This window comes from Streptomyces sp. NPDC014801 (assembly GCF_043082085.1).
Classification (GTDB): Bacteria; Actinomycetota; Actinomycetes; order Streptomycetales; family Streptomycetaceae; genus Streptomyces.
In genome coordinates this window covers 101,234-116,489 of sequence record NZ_JBIBXG010000008.1, presented here as the reverse complement: position 1 = coordinate 116,489, position 15,256 = coordinate 101,234, and the positions used below count along the sequence as shown (strand labels likewise).

The 15,256-nt window shown below is 73.6% G+C and carries 17 protein-coding genes and 1 pseudogene; 8 read left to right on the top strand and 10 right to left on the bottom strand.

Annotation, left to right across the window (positions count from 1 at the left end; translation table 11 throughout):
* The first annotated feature begins 18 nt into the window (after positions 1 to 18).
* The 7 genes and pseudogenes from ACF1AL_RS20390 (at position 19) to ACF1AL_RS20360 (ending at position 3,410) form a co-directional block, all read left to right on the top strand.
* Positions 19 to 531 carry a gas vesicle structural protein GvpA gene (locus tag ACF1AL_RS20390; RefSeq protein ID WP_391777484.1) on the top strand — a complete coding sequence of 171 codons (513 nt, stop codon included), beginning with the start codon at positions 19 to 21 and terminating at the stop codon, positions 529 to 531.
* Positions 531 to 1,280 (top strand): GvpL/GvpF family gas vesicle protein, encoded by a 750-nt coding sequence (locus ACF1AL_RS20385; protein WP_391699969.1) that lies wholly within the window; start codon positions 531 to 533, stop codon positions 1,278 to 1,280. The genes ACF1AL_RS20390 and ACF1AL_RS20385 overlap by 1 nt, the downstream gene beginning before the upstream one ends.
* 4 nt (positions 1,281 to 1,284) lie before the next feature.
* Positions 1,285 to 1,539, top strand: a pseudogene (locus tag ACF1AL_RS20380) (gas vesicle protein GvpG); the annotation flags it as partial.
* A gap of 161 nt (positions 1,540 to 1,700) precedes the next feature.
* Entirely contained in the window at positions 1,701 to 2,027 is a 327-nt protein-coding gene (locus ACF1AL_RS20375; protein ID WP_391777483.1) for a gas vesicle protein, read from the top strand.
* Positions 2,024 to 2,866, top strand: a complete 843-nt coding sequence (locus ACF1AL_RS20370) for a GvpL/GvpF family gas vesicle protein (RefSeq protein WP_391826769.1) — start codon at positions 2,024 to 2,026, stop codon at positions 2,864 to 2,866. Before ACF1AL_RS20375 ends, ACF1AL_RS20370 begins: the two co-directional genes overlap by 4 nt.
* Entirely contained in the window at positions 2,863 to 3,120 is a 258-nt protein-coding gene (locus ACF1AL_RS20365; protein ID WP_384207895.1) for a gas vesicle protein, read from the top strand. Before ACF1AL_RS20370 ends, ACF1AL_RS20365 begins: the two co-directional genes overlap by 4 nt.
* On the top strand, positions 3,117 to 3,410 hold the full coding sequence (locus ACF1AL_RS20360; RefSeq protein WP_391699962.1) for a gas vesicle protein K: 294 nt from the start codon (positions 3,117 to 3,119) through the stop codon (positions 3,408 to 3,410). The genes ACF1AL_RS20365 and ACF1AL_RS20360 overlap by 4 nt, the downstream gene beginning before the upstream one ends.
* Positions 3,411 to 3,429: 19 nt before the next feature.
* Here ACF1AL_RS20360 and ACF1AL_RS20355 read toward each other — a convergent pair whose 3' ends face one another.
* From ACF1AL_RS20355 to ACF1AL_RS20330, 6 genes are all read right to left on the bottom strand, one after another.
* Positions 3,430 to 4,299 (bottom strand): lysophospholipid acyltransferase family protein, encoded by an 870-nt coding sequence (locus tag ACF1AL_RS20355; RefSeq protein ID WP_391826767.1) that lies wholly within the window; start codon positions 4,297 to 4,299, stop codon positions 3,430 to 3,432.
* Entirely contained in the window at positions 4,299 to 5,072 is a 774-nt protein-coding gene (locus ACF1AL_RS20350; RefSeq protein WP_391826765.1) for a GNAT family N-acetyltransferase, read from the bottom strand. Before ACF1AL_RS20350 ends, ACF1AL_RS20355 begins: the two co-directional genes overlap by 1 nt.
* Positions 5,073 to 5,218: 146 nt before the next feature.
* Positions 5,219 to 6,244, bottom strand: coding sequence for a hypothetical protein (locus ACF1AL_RS20345; protein WP_391826763.1), 1,026 nt, complete (start codon positions 6,242 to 6,244; stop codon positions 5,219 to 5,221).
* A 99-nt stretch (positions 6,245 to 6,343) separates the two neighbouring features.
* Positions 6,344 to 7,093, bottom strand: coding sequence for a succinate dehydrogenase/fumarate reductase iron-sulfur subunit (locus ACF1AL_RS20340; RefSeq protein WP_366842152.1), 750 nt, complete (start codon positions 7,091 to 7,093; stop codon positions 6,344 to 6,346).
* A complete protein-coding gene (locus ACF1AL_RS20335; protein WP_366842151.1) occupies positions 7,090 to 9,039 on the bottom strand; it encodes a fumarate reductase/succinate dehydrogenase flavoprotein subunit in 1,950 nt (649 codons plus the stop codon). Before ACF1AL_RS20335 ends, ACF1AL_RS20340 begins: the two co-directional genes overlap by 4 nt.
* A gap of 1 nt (position 9,040) precedes the next feature.
* Positions 9,041 to 9,712, bottom strand: coding sequence for a succinate dehydrogenase (locus ACF1AL_RS20330; RefSeq protein WP_391659775.1), 672 nt, complete (start codon positions 9,710 to 9,712; stop codon positions 9,041 to 9,043).
* 120 nt (positions 9,713 to 9,832) lie between these two features.
* Here ACF1AL_RS20330 and ACF1AL_RS20325 point away from each other — a divergent pair, with 120 nt between their 5' ends.
* Positions 9,833 to 10,717, top strand: coding sequence for a LysR substrate-binding domain-containing protein (locus ACF1AL_RS20325; RefSeq protein ID WP_366842149.1), 885 nt, complete (start codon positions 9,833 to 9,835; stop codon positions 10,715 to 10,717).
* A 164-nt stretch (positions 10,718 to 10,881) separates the two neighbouring features.
* On the opposite strand, the gene ACF1AL_RS20320 is transcribed toward ACF1AL_RS20325, so the two are convergent.
* The 4 genes from ACF1AL_RS20320 to ACF1AL_RS20305 are packed head-to-tail and all read right to left on the bottom strand — an operon-like array spanning position 10,882 to position 15,024.
* The gene (locus ACF1AL_RS20320; RefSeq protein ID WP_391699947.1) at positions 10,882 to 11,328 is read right to left on the bottom strand and encodes an ester cyclase; all 447 of its coding nucleotides are present in this window, start codon (positions 11,326 to 11,328) and stop codon (positions 10,882 to 10,884) included.
* A 50-nt stretch (positions 11,329 to 11,378) separates the two neighbouring features.
* The gene (locus tag ACF1AL_RS20315) at positions 11,379 to 12,074 is read right to left on the bottom strand and encodes an N-acyl homoserine lactonase family protein (RefSeq protein WP_391699944.1); all 696 of its coding nucleotides are present in this window, start codon (positions 12,072 to 12,074) and stop codon (positions 11,379 to 11,381) included.
* 5 nt (positions 12,075 to 12,079) lie between these two features.
* Entirely contained in the window at positions 12,080 to 14,215 is a 2,136-nt protein-coding gene (locus ACF1AL_RS20310; protein ID WP_366842147.1) for an EAL domain-containing protein, read from the bottom strand.
* A complete protein-coding gene (locus tag ACF1AL_RS20305) occupies positions 14,212 to 15,024 on the bottom strand; it encodes an SAM-dependent methyltransferase (RefSeq protein ID WP_366842146.1) in 813 nt (270 codons plus the stop codon). The genes ACF1AL_RS20310 and ACF1AL_RS20305 overlap by 4 nt, the downstream gene beginning before the upstream one ends.
* Between the last annotated feature and the right edge of the window lie 232 nt (positions 15,025 to 15,256).

Sequence of the window (15,256 nt, the reverse complement as noted above, 5' to 3'; positions counted from 1 at the left end):
CTCCGGAAGGACCGCAGCATGATCACCTACGACGACGAGGTCGTCTGCGCCCCGCGCGCCGGCACGCTCTACGACGTCCTGGAGCTGATCCTCGACCGCGGCATGGTGATCGACGTCTTCCTGCGCGTCTCGCTGGTCGGCATCGAGATCCTGAAGGTGGACGCCCGGATCGTGGTCGCCAGTGTCGACACCTACCTGCGGTTCGCCGAGGCCTGCAACCGCCTGGATCTGGAGTACGACCCCCGGGCCAAGACCGTCCCCGAGCTCCTGGGCGGCCCGCTCGCCAAGAGCGTGGGCAAGGCGGGCGTGAAGCGCACCGCCCGCTCCCTGACCGAGAAGGTGCGGGACATCCTCAGCCCGGAGGAGGAGGCCGCGGAGACGGCCGCCGCCGGGCGCGACGAGCCCGTCCCCGCCGCGCAGCGGCCGCGCCGCCGGCCGGCCGCGGAGCGGCGCGAGGGCCCCGGCCGCTCCCGGGAGGACGACGACCGTCCCCGTACCCGCACCCGCCGCCGCACCGAGGAGGAGGAGTGATGGCGCCCGCCACCGCGACGCGTACCGACACGCTCTACGTCTACGGAATCTGCGCCTCCGGCGTCCGCCCGCCTGAGACACCGGGGGTGGGCGGAGAGCCCGTACGGCTGCTGACGGAGGCCGGGCTCTGCGCGGCCGTGTCCGGTGCGCCCGCCCGGGTGCGGGCGCGGCGCCGGGACCTGACCGCCCATCAGGAAGTGCTGCGGGCACTCGCCGCGCAGGGCGCCGTGCTGCCCATGCGGTTCGGGGTGCTCTCCCCCGGCGCGGGGACGCTGCGCGCCCAGCTGCGCACCGACGCCGGGCACCTGGCCGCGCAGCTCGACGGCGTGCGGGACTGCGTGGAGATGAACGTCAAGGGCACCGCGGTGTCCGGGTACTTCGAGACCCTGGTGCGCCGGGACGAGAGCCTGCGCGCCCTGGCCCGGCGGACCCGGCGGCGCCCCGACTACGAGGCCAACGTGCGGCTGGGCCAGGCGCTGGCCCGGGCCGTCGGGCGCGAGGCGCGCAAGGCGGCGCAGCAGGTGCTCGCCGCGCTCACGCCGCTCGCGGTGCGCACGGCGCCGGGCGCCACGGACGACGGGCAGGTGCTGAGCGCGTCGTTCCTGGTGCCCGCGGCAGACGAGGAACGGTTCCGGCAGGTCGTGGCCGCGCAGGCCGAGGCGTACGGGGACCGGCTCGCCCTCGCCGTGACCGGCCCGCTGCCGTGCTACAGCTTCGTGCAGCCCGGCCCCCTGCCGGCCGGCCGGTGACGCGGTGGGACTCGTGAGCGGACTCCTGCTGCTGCCGCTGGCCCCGGTGCGCGGCACCCTGTGGGTGGCCGACCACCTGCTGACCGAGGCCCGGCGGCAGGCCACCGACCCGCGCGCCGTGCAGGCCCGGCTGGCCGCGCTGAACCGGGACCTGGAGGAGGGCACCCTCGACGAGGCGGCCTTCGAGCGGGAGGAGGAACGGCTGCTCGCCCTGCTGGAGGCCCGGAGCCGGCCCGGCGCTCCGGCGCGGCCCGGCGGCGTGGGCGGCGGCCGTTCCGCAGTCGGGGCCGGCGGGCAGGCCGCACCACGGGCCGGAGGCCGTCCCGGAGCCCGGGGCCCCGCGCAGGCCGGTGGCCGTACCGGAGTCCGGGCCGCCGCACAGCCCGGTGACCGGCCCCGCGGCCGTCCGCGGAGGACGCCATGACCCAGTTCGGCCTCGAACCGCAGCCCTACGACCCCGGCCCCGTCACCGGCAGTCTGGCCGACCTGCTCGAACGCGTCCTGGACAAGGGCATCGTGATCGCCGGCGACATCAAGATCGACCTGCTGGACATCGAACTGCTCACCATCCGGCTGCGCCTGTTCATCGCCTCGGTGGAGACGGCCAAGAAGGCCGGCATCGACTGGTGGGAGACCGACCCGGCGCTGTCCTCGCGGGCCGCGCGGGACGCGCTCGCCGAGGAGAACGCGCGGCTGCGCGAGCGGGTGGAGGTCCTGGAGGCCGCCGCGCCGGAGGCCTCCCGGTGAGCGCGCGGACGGCAGGGGACCTCGTCGGGCCGCGCGGTGGTGTGCTCGTCTGCGCCTTCGCCGTCACCGGCGCCCCCCGGCCCGCCGGGGCAGCGGACGCGCGCGGCCACGAGGAGGGCGGCCCCCTGCGGGTGCTGACCGCGGGCGAGCTGTTCCTGCACGTACAGGACGTGCCCGTGGCGGCCTTCGGCGAGGAGCCGCTGAGGGCGCGGCTGGAGCGCGCCGACGACCTGGAGCGCCTGGCCCGCGCGCACCACCGCGCCGTCGAGGCCGCCGCGCGGTGCGGTGCCGTCGTCCCGCTGCCGCTGGCGACCCTCTTCCACGGTGACGACAGCGCGGTGGCCGCCGTCGCGGAACGGTCGGCGGGACTCGTGGCGCTGCTTCAGCGGCTGCGCGGCCGTACGGAGTGGGCGGTGAAGGTGCACGCGGCCGGGGCCGGGGTCCGCGCGCCGGATGCCGGGGACGCCGCGGCGGTCGCGGGCGGGCGTGCCTACCTCAGCCGGGCGAGCGCGCGCCGGCGCACCGAACGGGAGGGGCACGCGCAGGCGCTCGCCGAGGCTCACGCGGTCGACGAGGAGCTGCGCCGGTACGCCGTCGCCGCGACGCGGCACCGCCCGCAGAGCGAGCAGCTGTCCGGGCGGCGCGAGCCGCAACTGCTCAACGCCGCCTATCTGGTGGACGACGCGCGGCGGGACGCCTTCCGCCGGGCGCTGGCCCGCCTGGGCACCGCCGGGCGGGCACCGGCCGTACGCGTCACGGCGTCCGGGCCGTGGGTCCCGTACTCCTTCGCCCGGTGGGACGAGACCGCCGAGGCCCGCGGAAACGGGGTGGCGCGATGACCGGACGGCCGCTGCCCGGACGGGAGAGCCCGCTGCCCTCGCCCGTCCCGTGGGACGGGGACGAGCCCTGCGCTCCGCTCGGGGTGCCCCTGGTGGACCTGCTCGACCGGGTCCTGGCGACCGGTGTCGTGGTCAGCGGGGACCTGGTGCTGTCGATCGCGGACGTCCCGCTGGTGCGCGTGTCCCTGCACGCGCTGCTGTCGTCGGTCGGCGAGCGGGTGCCCGCTCCCTGGGCGGACAGCGGGCCGCTGTGACGGCCCGCCGCGCGCACGCCGTGGACCTGGACCCGCAGCGGGTGACCCATGACCTGGCCGCCCTGGTGCTGACGGTGGTGGAGCTGCTCCGGCAGCTGATGGAGCGCCAGGCGGTGCGGCGCTTCGACGAGGGCACGCTCAGCGAGGAGCAGGAGGAGCGGCTCGGTACGGCGCTGATGCTGCTGGACCGGCAGATGGACGACTTGTGCGCGCAGCACGGTCTCAGCCGCTCCGACCTGAACCTCGACCTCGGTCCCCTCGGCCGCCTGCTCGCCGACCCGGAGGGGTGACGAAGGGCCGGCGGGCGGTTCACCCGGCGTGTTCCAGGTGCGGCCTCGTCGGGTTCGGGTCCGTCGCCGGGCGCCGGCTGACGGGGCGCTTCCTCACCTCCGCGCCGGGCCGGACGTCCTGGGTGAGCCGGTGCGCGGCGTCGGCCAGCGTCCTGCGGTCGGCGTGGTCGCCCGGCCCGAGCGGGCGGCACACCCGGACCTCGGCGACCACTTCACGGGCCGTGACCACCCGCCACACGGAAGCCATGAGCGGATCGTCCCCCACGAACGCCGGCGCCGTGCTCAGGGCCCCGCCGGCGTGGCGGTAGCGGATGCGCACCGGCTGCACCGGGACGGAGGCGTCGAGCGCGGCCTGGAAGGCGGCCCGCCGGAAGCGGCCCCCGGAGCGGCCGCACCAGGTGCTGCCCTCGGGGAAGACGGCGACGGCCTGTCCGGCGCGCAGGGCCTCGGCGAGGCGGGCGACCGTGCCGGGCAGGGCGCGCAGCCGGTCCCGGTCGATGAACAGCGCACCGCCGCGGGCGGCCAGTGCCCCGGCGAGAGGCCAGTGCCGTATCTCGGACTTGGCGAGCATGCGGGCGGGGCGGACGGCGGCGAGCAGGGGGATGTCCAGCCAGGAGATGTGGTTGGCGACCAGGAGCAGCCCGCCGGTGGACGGGGCGGTGCCGGTGATGCGCACCCGTACGCCCGCCGCCCGCACGATCCACCGGCACCAGCGCCGCACGGCCGGCGCCGGGATCCTCGCTCCGAGCGGGGACAGGGCGATCCCGGCGAACAGCAGCACCACCACCCCGGTCAGCCGCAGCACCGCGCGCGGTACGGCGGTGACGCGGGCGGTGGTCTCCACGCACGCCCCGGGGGTGCAGGGGGCGCTGGGCAGCCAGACGCTCATCAGGCCGGGACGAGGGAGAGGAAGTGCCGCAGATAGCGCGGGTCGACCCGGCGCATCGACAGCAGCACGTACAGGTCGGCGACCCCGAAGTCCGGGTCGTGGGCGGGCTCCCCGCACACCCAGGCGCCCAGCCGCAGATAGCCGCGCAGCAGGGCGGGCAACTCGGCGCGGGAGGCGGGCGCGGCGGCGGTGCCCGGAGCCCAGGGCAGCAGCGGCCGGACCCGGAACTCCTCGGGGGCGAGGTGCCGCTCGCGCACCCGGTCCCAGGTGGCGGCGGCCAGGGTGCCGCCGTCGGCGAGCGGCAGGGAGCAGCAGCCCGCCAGCCACTCGTGGCCGCGGTCGACCATGTAGCGGGCGATCCCGGCCCAGATCAGGCCGATCACGGTGCCGTCGCGGTGGCCGGGGTGGACGCAGGAGCGGCCGACCTCGACCAGGCCCGGGCGGATCCCGTCGAGCGCGGAGAGGTCGAACTCGCCCTCGGAGTACAGCCGTCCGGCGACGGCGGCGCGCTCCGGCGGCAGCAGCCGGTAGGTGCCGACGACCTGCCCGGTCGTCTCCTCCCGCACCAGCAGGTGGTCGCAGTACGCGTCGAAGGCGTCGATGTCGTACCCGGGCTGGGGGGTGGTGAGCAGGGCGCCCATCTCCCCGGCGAAGACGTCGTGCCGCAGCCGCTGCGCGGCCCGTACGTCGTCCTCGTCCCGGGCGAGGGCGACGGTGTAACGGGTGGGCGCGGCGGGCTGCGGCGGACGGTCGAGCGTGGAAACGCCGGTCATGGCTCACTCCTGGTACGGCCGGAAAGGGGACGGAGGCGGTACCCCTCGTTTCTTCCGACGCCGGTTGGCGGGCACGTGACCGGTGCCAGGAGTGAGGATGTGGAGATGTTGAACGGCGCGGGCCGAGGGCTGTGGGGAAGCAGGCCCTAGGCGGCGGGCTTGCACAGGCTCAGCAGTCGCCGCGCCTCCTCCCCGTCGAGGACCCGCTCCAGGGCGAGGTGGCCGGTCATGTTCGGGAAGAACCGGCCCGCCGGCCAGCTGCGCTCATACGACGGCGGATCGAGGACCAGCAGGCGTACGCCCTCGACCACGGGGATGTCCGAGGGCGTGCCCTCGTTCCACACCCACTCCCCGCCGGGGGCGACGAGGTTGAACGACCCCTTGGTGGGGACCTGCCCCGGCTGGTCGCGGCAGACGGCCACCTCCTGGGCGGAGGGTGCGTGGCCGGGGACGTGGCCGGCGCCGACCAGGGCGTCGGCGAGCAGCGTGTGCAGCTGGAAGTTGTCGCCGATCCCGCTCATCCGCAGCGCGTACCCGGTGCCGGTCGGGCGGTGCAGCACGACGAGCGGCTCGTCGTCGAGGACGAGCAGGGCGTAGGCGAGGCACTTGAAGTCGTGGCCGGAGGCCTCCTCCACCGGGCGCAGGGCCTCCAGCAGCCGGGTGCGCAGGGCGTCGCCCAGCGAGGCACGCCCTTCGGGGCGGCTGAGCATCGCCACGGACGCCATCTCCCACTGGGGCAGCGTCCACCAGCCCTGGGCCGCCTCCCAGCCGACCCGCTCCACGACCTCGGGGTCCGGGTCGCCGGGATCGGGCTCGGGGAGGTCCCCTCCCCCGGTCGCCGCCCAGCGCTCGCAGAACGCGCCCGCGTCGGCGAGCGCCCCGGCGAGCTCTTCGAAGACGTACGGCGCGCACCCGCGTGCGTCCGCCCCTCGCTCCACGCAGGCGCCGACCACCACGGCGATCACGCCGCGCGGTCCCGGGGGGACCTCGGAGAGCAGCGCAGCCAGACGGGGGCCGGCCTCCGCGATCTCCTCGTCGCCCGCCTGCTGGAAGTGCCGGTGAATCTCCTGGAACGCCTGCGTCGACCGGTCACCGTCCCGATCGCGCACCGCGGTCTCGAACGCCGTCACGGCGTCACGGAACCGCTTCCTCCCCTTGTTGCCGAAGATCATGCGGGGACCTTATCGCCCGCCACTGACAACGGGGCCTGGCGGGACCGGGGTTCGAGCACCACCCCCGGTCCCGCCCGTCCGCACCCTGCCGGCGAACGTCTATCGCCCCGCGACCTTGCGGGTCGCCCGCAGCCACTCCTTGTTCATGCGAGTGATGGAGGTCAGCGGGATGCCCTTCGGGCAGGCGGTGGCGCACTCTCCCGCGAGGGTGCAGCCGCCGAAGCCCTCGGCGTCCATCTGGGTCACCATGTCCAGCACGCGGCTCTCGCGCTCCGGGGCGCCCTGGGGCAGGACGCCCAGGTGGTTGATCTTCGCGGAGGTGAAGAGCATCGCCGCGCCGTTGGGGCAGGCGGCGACGCAGGCACCGCAGCCGATGCACTCCGCGTGCTCGAAGGCGTAGTCCGCGTCCGCCTTCGGGACGGGGGTGGCGTGCGCCTCGGGCGCGGAGCCGGTCGGGGCGGTGATGTAGCCGCCGGCCTGGATGATCCGGTCGAAGGCCGAGCGGTCGACGACCAGGTCCTTCACGACCGGGAAGGCCGCCGCCCGCCACGGCTCGATGTCGATGGTGTCGCCGTCCTTGAAGGACCGCATGTGCAGCTGGCAGGTGGTGGTGCGCTCGGGGCCGTGCGCGTCGCCGTTGATGACGAGCGAGCACGCGCCGCAGATGCCCTCGCGGCAGTCGTGGTCGAAGGCGACCGGGTCCTCGCCGGAGAGGATGAGCTGTTCGTTGAGGACGTCCAGCATCTCCAGGAAGGACATGTCGGGCGAGATGCCGTCCACCTCGTAGGTGGACATGGCGCCGTCGGCGTCGGCGTTCTTCTGCCGCCAGACGCGCAGGGTGAGCTTCATGCGTAGCTCCGCTGAGTGGGGTGGACGTACTCGAAGACCAGGTCTTCCTTGTGCAGGACGGGGGCCTCGCCGGTGCCGGTGAACTCCCAGGCGGCGGCGTAGGCGAACGCGTCGTCCTTGCGGGCGGCCTCGCCGTCGGGGGTCTGGGACTCCTCGCGGAAGTGGCCGCCGCAGGACTCGGTGCGGTGCAGCGCGTCGAGGCACATCAGCTCGGCCAGCTCCAGGTAGTCGACGATGCGGTTCGCCTTCTCCAGGGACTGGTTGAACTCCTCGCCGGTGCCGGGCACCTTGATGCGGCGCCAGAACTCCTCGCGGATCTGCGGGATGCGGTCGAGCGCCTTGCGCAGGCCCTCGTCGGAGCGGGCCATGCCGCAGAACTCCCACATCAGCTCGCCGAGTTCGCGGTGGAAGGAGTCCGGGGTGCGGTCGCCGTCGACGGACAGCAGCAGGTTGAGCCGGTCCTCGGTCTCGGCGAGGACCTCCTGGACCACCGGGTGGCCGTCGGTCACCTCGTCCTTGTGCGGGTTGCGCGCCAGGTAGTCGTTGATCGTCGCCGGCAGCACGAAGTAGCCGTCGGCCAGGCCCTGCATCAGCGCGGAGGCGCCGAGCCGGTTGGCGCCGTGGTCGGAGAAGTTCGCCTCGCCGATCGCGAACAGGCCGGGGATCGTGGTCTGCAGGTCGTAGTCGACCCACAGGCCGCCCATCGTGTAGTGCACGGCCGGGTAGATCCGCATCGGCACCTCGTACGGATCCTCGTCGGTGATCCGCTGGTACATGTCGAAGAGGTTGCCGTACTTGGCCTCCACGGCCTTGCGTCCCATGCGCCGGATCGCGTCGGCGAAGTCCAGGTACACGCCCTGCCCGCCGGGGCCGACCCCGCGGCCCTCGTCGCAGACGTTCTTCGCGGCGCGGGAGGCGATGTCGCGCGGGACCAGGTTGCCGAAGGAGGGGTAGATGCGCTCCAGGTAGTAGTCCCGCTCGTCCTCGGGGATCTCGTTCGGCGGACGGGTGTCGCCCTTGGCCCTGGGCACCCAGATCCGGCCGTCGTTGCGCAGCGACTCGCTCATCAGCGTCAGCTTGGACTGGTGGTCGCCGGTGCGCGGGATGCAGGTCGGGTGGATCTGCGTGAAGCAGGGGTTGGCGAAGTACGCGCCGCGCCGGTGCGCCCGCCAGATCGCGGTCGCGTTGGAGTTCATGGCGTTCGTCGACAGGTAGAAGACGTTGCCGTAGCCGCCGGAGGCGAGGACGACCGCGTCGGCGAAGTACGTGGAGATCTTCCCCGTGATCAGGTCGCGGGCCACGATGCCGCGGGCCCGGCCGTCGACCACGATCAGGTCGAGCATCTCGGTCCGCGGGTGCATCTCGACGTTGCCCGCCGCGATCTGCCGGCTGAGCGCCTGATAGGCGCCGAGCAGCAGCTGCTGGCCCGTCTGGCCGCGGGCGTAGAAGGTGCGGGAGACCTGGACGCCGCCGAAGGAGCGGGTGTCGAGCAGGCCGCCGTACTCGCGGGCGAAGGGCACGCCCTGGGCCACGCACTGGTCGATGATCTCCACGGAGATCTGCGCGAGCCGGTGCACGTTGGACTCCCGCGCCCGGAAGTCGCCGCCCTTGACGGTGTCGTAGAACAGGCGGTGGACGGAGTCGCCGTCGTTGCGGTAGTTCTTCGCCGCGTTGATGCCGCCCTGCGCGGCGATGGAGTGGGCGCGGCGCGGGGAGTCCTGGTAGCAGAACTGGACGACGTGGTAGCCCTGTTCGGCGAGCGTCGCGCCCGCCGAGCCGCCGGCGAGTCCGGTGCCGACGACGATCACGGTGTGCTTGCGCCGGTTGGCGGGGTTGACCAGCTTGGCCTCGAAGCGGCGCTTGTCCCAGCGCTCGTGGATCGGGCCGGCCGGGGCCTTGGTGTCGGCGACGGGCTCGCCGAGCGTGTAGTCGACGTAGGAGGTCATGTCAGCTCACCACTCCGGTCATGACGCCCACGGGGACGGCGACGAAGCCGGCCGTGAGCAGCAGCGCGAGGACGTTGGCGACGGTCTTCAGGGCCCGGTTGCGGGTGCGGCTGCCGGCGCCGAGGGTCTGGGCGGCGCTGAAGAAGCCGTGCCGGATGTGCAGGCCGAGGGCGAGCATCGCGACGATGTAGATCACGTTGCCGTACCAGGTGGAGAAGGTGTCCACGACGTTCTGGTACGGGTGGCCCTCCTGGAAGCCGCCGGAGTGCACGGTGCCGGTGGTCAGGTCCAGGATGTGCCAGACGATGAACAGGCCGAGGATGATCCCGCCCCAGCGCATCGTGCGCGTGGCGTAGCTCGCGCGGGGCTTGGCGTGGACGTACTTGCTGGGCCGCGCCTTGATGTCGCGGCGGCTGAGCTGGTACGCGGACACGGCGTGCGCGACGACCGCGACGATCAGGACGACGCGGATCAGCCACAGCGTCCACTCGTAGTGCATGAAGGGTTCGCCGACGGTGCGCAGCCAGTGCGCGTAGTGGTTGAACTCCCCGGCCCCGAAGAAGATCTTCAGGTTGCCGATCACATGGGCGACCAGGTACAGCAGCATGATCACGCCGCTGACGGCCATGACCGCCTTCTTGCCGACGGTGGAGTCCCACACGGTGCGTGCCATGGACGGCCGTCGGTCCGTCCGCGTTGCCAGAGCCATGTCTCAGCACGCTAGGGGCTGCACCTGCGATCAGTCCAAGACATGGTGCGGCTTGATTCGATAGAGAGAGCCTATGCTGGCCGGGTGCAGTTCCAGCAGCTCCAGTACTTCGTCGCGGTCGCCGAGACCCGCCACTTCACGCGGGCCGCCGAGCTGGTCCATGTCGCCCAGCCGTCGCTGTCGCAGCAGATCAAGGCGCTGGAGCGGGAGCTGGGCGCGGACCTGTTCCAGCGGGCGCGCGGCAACATCACGCTGACCGACGCCGGGGAGACCCTGCTGCCGCTGGCCCGGCGCATCCTCGCCGACGCCGACACCGCCCGCCACGAGGTGCAGGAGCTGGCGCAGCTGCGGCGGGGCCGGGTGCGGCTCGGCGCCACGCCCAGCCTGTGCACCGGCCTGCTGCCGGACGTGCTGCGCGCCTTCCACGACCGCTACCCCGGCATCCAGCTGCTGATCGAGGAGGGCGGCTCCCACGATCTCGTACGGCAGCTGGCCCGCGGGGCGCTGGACCTGGCGCTGGTCGTGCTGCCGCTGCCGACGCCGTCGCCGGCGCTGACCACGGTGGAACTGCTGCGCGAGGACCTGGTGGTGGTGTCCTCACCGGACGCGCCGAAGCCCGGCGGCGGGCGGCGTACGGTGCGGATCGCCGACCTGGAGGGCGAGCGGCTGGTGATGTTCCGGCACGGCTACGACCTGCGGGAGCTGACGGTCGCGGCGTGCCGCGCGGAGGGCTTCGAGCCGGACTTCGCGGTGGAGGGCGGGGAGATGGACGCGGTGCTGGGGTTCGTGCGGGCGGGGCTCGGGGTGGCCGTCGTGCCGCGGATGGTGGCGGCGCGGTCGGGGCGGGGCCTGCGGGTCACTCCGTTGGCTCGGCCGGGGCTGCACCGGACGATCGCGCTGGCGCACCGCAGCGATGTGGCTCCGCCTCGGGCCGCGCGGGAGTTGCAGCGGATGCTGCTCGAGCGGTAGGGGTGGGGCGGGCTGCGCATCGGGGCCGTGGTGTCTTGCTGCGGTTCGGCGTCTGCGGGTCCGTCGTGGTTGCGCGCGCAGTTCCCCGCGCCCCTTGTCGTTCGGCGTCCGCGGGTCCGTCGTGGTTGCGCGCGCAGTTCCCCGCGCCCCTTGCGGGGCGCGGCTCAGCGTCGTGCCGCCGCCTGGCGGATGTCCTCCAGTGGGATCTTCGCCTGGTCGCACAGCGTTGCCAGGTCGAAGTAGATCGCCTCGCCCGCCATGCGGTCGCCCTGGAAGGGGACGATGTTCGTGAAAGGGACGTCGAAGCTGCCGCCGCCGGGCGGGACGCCCAGCCACTCGCCCAGGCTGGTGCCGCGCAGGCGGCCCCAGACGGCGATCACGTCGTCGCCGAAGGCGACGCCCTCGTCCTCGGGGCTCAGGTCGGGGAACGCCGTGAAGTACTGCTGCCGGTAGGCGGCCCGTACGGCGTCCCGGCCCTGGCTGCGCAGGCCGAGGGCCTTGGTCTCCAGGAAGCAGTCCTCGGTGAACGTGGCGAGGATGGCGTCGATGTCGCGGGCCGCCTCCGCCTCCCGGTGGGCCTCGAAGAGGCGACGCATCCCGGTGCTGTCCATGCCCGTGCTCCCCTCTCGGGGCCGGTCGGGTCCGCTTCTTCGAGGATAGGTCACAGGTCCCGGGGCGGCTCCCAGACCGAGGCGTCGTGGGCGAACAGGACGCGGCGGGGGGCGAAGGCGGCCAGGCGGTCCAGCCAGGGCCGGTACGGGGGCAGGGGCGGCTCCACACCGTCGCGGGCCGCCTCGCGGGCCAGGTCGTCCGAGGCGTACGCGGAGGCGAAGTCGTGGGCCTGGCCGGCGAGGACGACCGTGCCGTCGTCGCGGCGTACGACGAGCGACTGGTGGCCGTCGGTGTGGCCGGGGGTCGGGATCACCCACACCCCGGGGCGGATCTCCGCCTCGCCGCTCAGCTCCTCGTAGGTCGCTCCCGGGAAGTCGATCAGCTCGTCGAAGGTGTATCCGCCGGCGCGGGCCGTGGCGAGCTCCACGTCCTGCACGACGACGGGGGTGCCGGCGAAGAGCGGGTTGCCGCCGCAGTGGTCGAAGTGCAGGTGGCAGTTGACGACGAGGGAGATGTCCTCGGGCGCCGTGCCGGCCGCCGCCAGGGCCTCGCGCAGGTCGCGGCGGCGGGGGCGGTAGTGGGCCTCGGTCTCCGGGCTCGCCGCCCCGATCCCGGTGTCGAACAGGATCGGGCCCCGCTCGTCGGGCACCAGGTAGGCCAGGGCCGGCTCCACGCGCGGCAGGCCGGTGCCCGTCTCCGACGCGGGACGCACGAAGTGACCGAGGTCCAGTCGCCGTATCCGCATGAGCTTCACCCCGTCGCGTCCGCCATGGCCAGGTCGTGCAGCCGCTCCGGCGGGCCCGGCCGGGCGTAGTACCAGCCCTGGGCCGTGTCGCAGCCCAGTATCCGCAGCTGCTCGGCCTGCGCTCCGGTCTCCACGCCCTCGACGGTCACCGCGAGGTCGAGGCTGTGGGCGAGGGAGACGATCCCCTCGACGATCTTCAGGTCGACCGGGTCGGCGGGGAACTGCTGCATGCCCTGGGTGAAGGAGCGGTCCAGCTTCAGCACGCTGACCGGCAGCCGGCGCAGGTTCGCCAGGTTCGAGTAGCCCGTGCCGAAGTCGTCCAGGGCGATGTCCACGCCCATCTCCGCGAGCCGGCGCAGCGGTTTGAGCAGGTCGTCGTCGGCGCCGATGAGGGCGGACTCGGTGACCTCCAGGCACAGCGCGTCCGGTGCGACGCCCGCGCGCTCCAGGATGTCGACGGTGTCCTGCACCAGCCCGGGATGGGTGAGCTGGCAGGGCGAGAGGTTGACGTTGATGCGCAGCGGGCCCGCCTGGGCGGTGCGCTCGCGCCACTCGCGGGCCTGGCGCACCGCCTCCTCCAGCACCCAGCGGCCCAGCGGCACGATCAGCCCGGTGTGCTCGGCGAGCGGGATGAACCGGTCCGGGCCGAGCACCCCGTGCTGCGGGTGCAGCCAGCGCACCAGCGCCTCCGCGCCGCGCACGCTGCCGTCGCCGAGGTGCACCAGCGGCTGGTACTCGATGAAGAACTCGCCGCGCTCCAGGGCGGCCGGCAACGCCGTGGTCAGCCCGTGCCGGGTGATGGCGCGGGCGTCGGCCTCCGGGTCGGCGAGCTCGAAGCGGTTGCCGCCCGCCGACTTCGCCCGGTACATGGTGATGTCGGCGCTGCGCAGCACCTCCGCCGCGCTGCGCTCGCCGGCGGCGCCCTCGACGATGCCGATGCTGCCGCGCACGGTCAGCTCCCGGCCGTCGATGCGCACGGGCGCGAGGAGGGCGTTCATGATGCGCGCGGCCAGCTCGTCGACCTCGCGCCGGCTGTCCGGTCCGGTGGTCAGCGCCACGAACTCGTCGCCGCCGAGGCGGGCCACCATCTCACCGGGCGCGGTCGCGCAGGACTGCAGCCGGTCGGCGACCTCCACCAGGAGCCGGTCGCCGGCCGCGTGACCGAGGCTGTCGTTGATGGTCTTGAAGCCGTCCAGGTCGAGGTAGCACAGGCCGAAGCGCCGGTCGCCGCCCTGGCTGAGCACCTTCTCCAGCCGCTCGAAGAACAGGGTGCGGTTGGGCAGGCCGGTCAGCGCGTCGTGCGTGGCCTCGTAGCGCAGCCTCAGGTTGAGCAGGCGGCGCTCGGTGGTGTCCTCCATCAGCGCCAGCTGGTACTGCGGTTCGCCGTCGGCGTCGCGCAGCAGGGAGACCGTCAGATTGGTCCACAGGACCGTTCCGTCGGGGCGGTAGAACGCCTTCTCCACGTGGTAGTGCTCGCGCTCGCCGCGCACCAGCTCGTCGTACAGGCGCCACACCTGGGGGGCGTCCTCGGCGTGCGTCCACTCCTTGACGTTGCGGCCGCGCACCGCCTGTTCACTGCCGCCGAACATGCGCACCAGCGCGCCGTTGACCTGCAGTATCGTCCCGTCCAGGTCGGCGATGCCGATTCCTATGGCGGCGCCCTCGAACACCGCGCGGAAGCGGGCCTCGCTGGCGTGCAGCGCCTGCGCCACCACGCCCTGCGCCTGCAGCGCGGCCTGCGCGATGGCCTCCTGCTCGCTCAGGGTGCGCCGGCGCAGGGCCTGCGCGTAGCCGGCGGCCATGGCGTGCTGGAGCCGGGAGCTGCGGCTGCGCAGGTCCTCCGGGTCGCCGTCGCCGCCGCAGTAGAGCACCAGGTAGGCGTCGACGCAGTCGAGGGTGCGGCTGAGCGCCTCGGGGTCCGTGCAGTGCGCGGCGACCAGCGCCGCGCCGACCGCTTTGCCCTCGTTCGCGTCGAACGTCCGGGCGTGCAGTGCCTCGCTCAACCGCCGGGCCAGCGGAAGCAGTTGCTCCTCGAACTCCGGGCGGGTCGCCGACGTCGAGGTCACCGGGAACACGGCCCGGGTCCAGATCGTCGCGAACCGGCGCAGTCTGTCCTCCGGCCCGTCCGGCTCCGCGCTCACGCCGTACGCCCCACGCCGGCGAAACCGGAGAAACCGTAGGGATCCTCGTCCTCCGGTGCCGTCTCGGGCCGCCACAAGGGCATGGGCACCAGTCCCGGTTCCACCATCTCGTACCCCTCGAAGAACCGCGCGATCTCGTCACGTGAGCGCATGACCAACGGGTTGCGAATGTCCTTGTACACGTCCACCGCACCCTCCGCCCGCTCGGCAGGCAACGGGATTCCCTCGTACGAGGCATGCGTGAGCACCAGCAGGCTGCCGGGCGCGAGCGCGTCGCGCAGTTCGGCGACCGCCGTGTACGGGTCGTCCTCGTCCTCCACGAAGTGCAGTATGGCAACGAGGAGCAGCGCCACCGGCCGGTTCAGGTCGATCAGCCGCTGTACCTGGGGGCTGGAGAGGATCTCCTGGGGCTTGCGCAGGTCGGCCGCGACGACGTCGGTGTCGTCGTTGCCGTCGAGGACGGCCTGGCTGTGCGCGACGGCGACCGGGTCGTGGTCGACGTAGACGACGTGCGCGCCGGGGCGGGCGGCCTGGGCGACCTCGTGGACGTTGCCGAAGGTGGGGATGCCGGAGCCGATGTCGAGGAACTGCGTGACGCCCTGGTCGACGGCGAAGCGCACGGCCCGGCGCATGAAGGCCCGGTTCGCCTGCATGATCTTGGGCAGCCCCGGCAGGAACTCCATGGCCTTGCGGGCGGCCTCCCGGTCCACCTCGAAGTTGTGCGAACCGCCCAGGTAGTAGTCGTAGATGCGCGAGACGCTCGGCACCGAGATGTCGATGCTTCGGGGGGCCCAAGCGGGACGCTCCATCCATCTCTCCAAGCCGTAGGCGATCCGGTGTTCGAGCAGAGGCTACTGATCGGCCGCCAAAGGAGCGAGCCGAACCGGAAATTGACCGTCCGTTCCCGGTCACTGCCTGCGGCACGTGCCGCTGCGGCGGCCGCCCGCGCCACTACGGCCGGTGTCCGGGGTGCTGCGCAGGGTACCGGGCGCCGGGCACAGCGGTCCGCCCCCACCGCTCGGGGCGGTGGGGGCGGACCGG

What these genes read in the sequence shown, in the direction of transcription:
- ACF1AL_RS20365 (WP_384207895.1), top strand. Translation starts at nt 2,863, where the DNA reads ATGACCGGACGGCCGCTGCCCGGACGGGAGAGCCCGCTGCCCTCGCCC.
- ACF1AL_RS20390 (WP_391777484.1), top strand. Translation starts at nt 19, where the DNA reads ATGATCACCTACGACGACGAGGTCGTCTGCGCCCCGCGCGCCGGCACG.
- ACF1AL_RS20345 (WP_391826763.1), bottom strand. Translation starts at nt 6,244, where the DNA reads ATGATCTTCGGCAACAAGGGGAGGAAGCGGTTCCGTGACGCCGTGACG.
- ACF1AL_RS20335 (WP_366842151.1), bottom strand. Translation starts at nt 9,039, where the DNA reads ATGACCTCCTACGTCGACTACACGCTCGGCGAGCCCGTCGCCGACACC.
- ACF1AL_RS20315 (WP_391699944.1), bottom strand. Translation starts at nt 12,074, where the DNA reads ATGCGGATACGGCGACTGGACCTCGGTCACTTCGTGCGTCCCGCGTCG.
- ACF1AL_RS20385 (WP_391699969.1), top strand. Translation starts at nt 531, where the DNA reads ATGGCGCCCGCCACCGCGACGCGTACCGACACGCTCTACGTCTACGGA.
- ACF1AL_RS20340 (WP_366842152.1), bottom strand. Translation starts at nt 7,093, where the DNA reads ATGAAGCTCACCCTGCGCGTCTGGCGGCAGAAGAACGCCGACGCCGAC.
- ACF1AL_RS20355 (WP_391826767.1), bottom strand. Translation starts at nt 4,299, where the DNA reads ATGAGCGTCTGGCTGCCCAGCGCCCCCTGCACCCCCGGGGCGTGCGTG.
- ACF1AL_RS20320 (WP_391699947.1), bottom strand. Translation starts at nt 11,328, where the DNA reads ATGGACAGCACCGGGATGCGTCGCCTCTTCGAGGCCCACCGGGAGGCG.
- ACF1AL_RS20330 (WP_391659775.1), bottom strand. Translation starts at nt 9,712, where the DNA reads ATGGCACGCACCGTGTGGGACTCCACCGTCGGCAAGAAGGCGGTCATG.
- ACF1AL_RS20350 (WP_391826765.1), bottom strand. Translation starts at nt 5,072, where the DNA reads ATGACCGGCGTTTCCACGCTCGACCGTCCGCCGCAGCCCGCCGCGCCC.
- ACF1AL_RS20375 (WP_391777483.1), top strand. Translation starts at nt 1,701, where the DNA reads ATGACCCAGTTCGGCCTCGAACCGCAGCCCTACGACCCCGGCCCCGTC.
- ACF1AL_RS20305 (WP_366842146.1), bottom strand. Translation starts at nt 15,024, where the DNA reads ATGGAGCGTCCCGCTTGGGCCCCCCGAAGCATCGACATCTCGGTGCCG.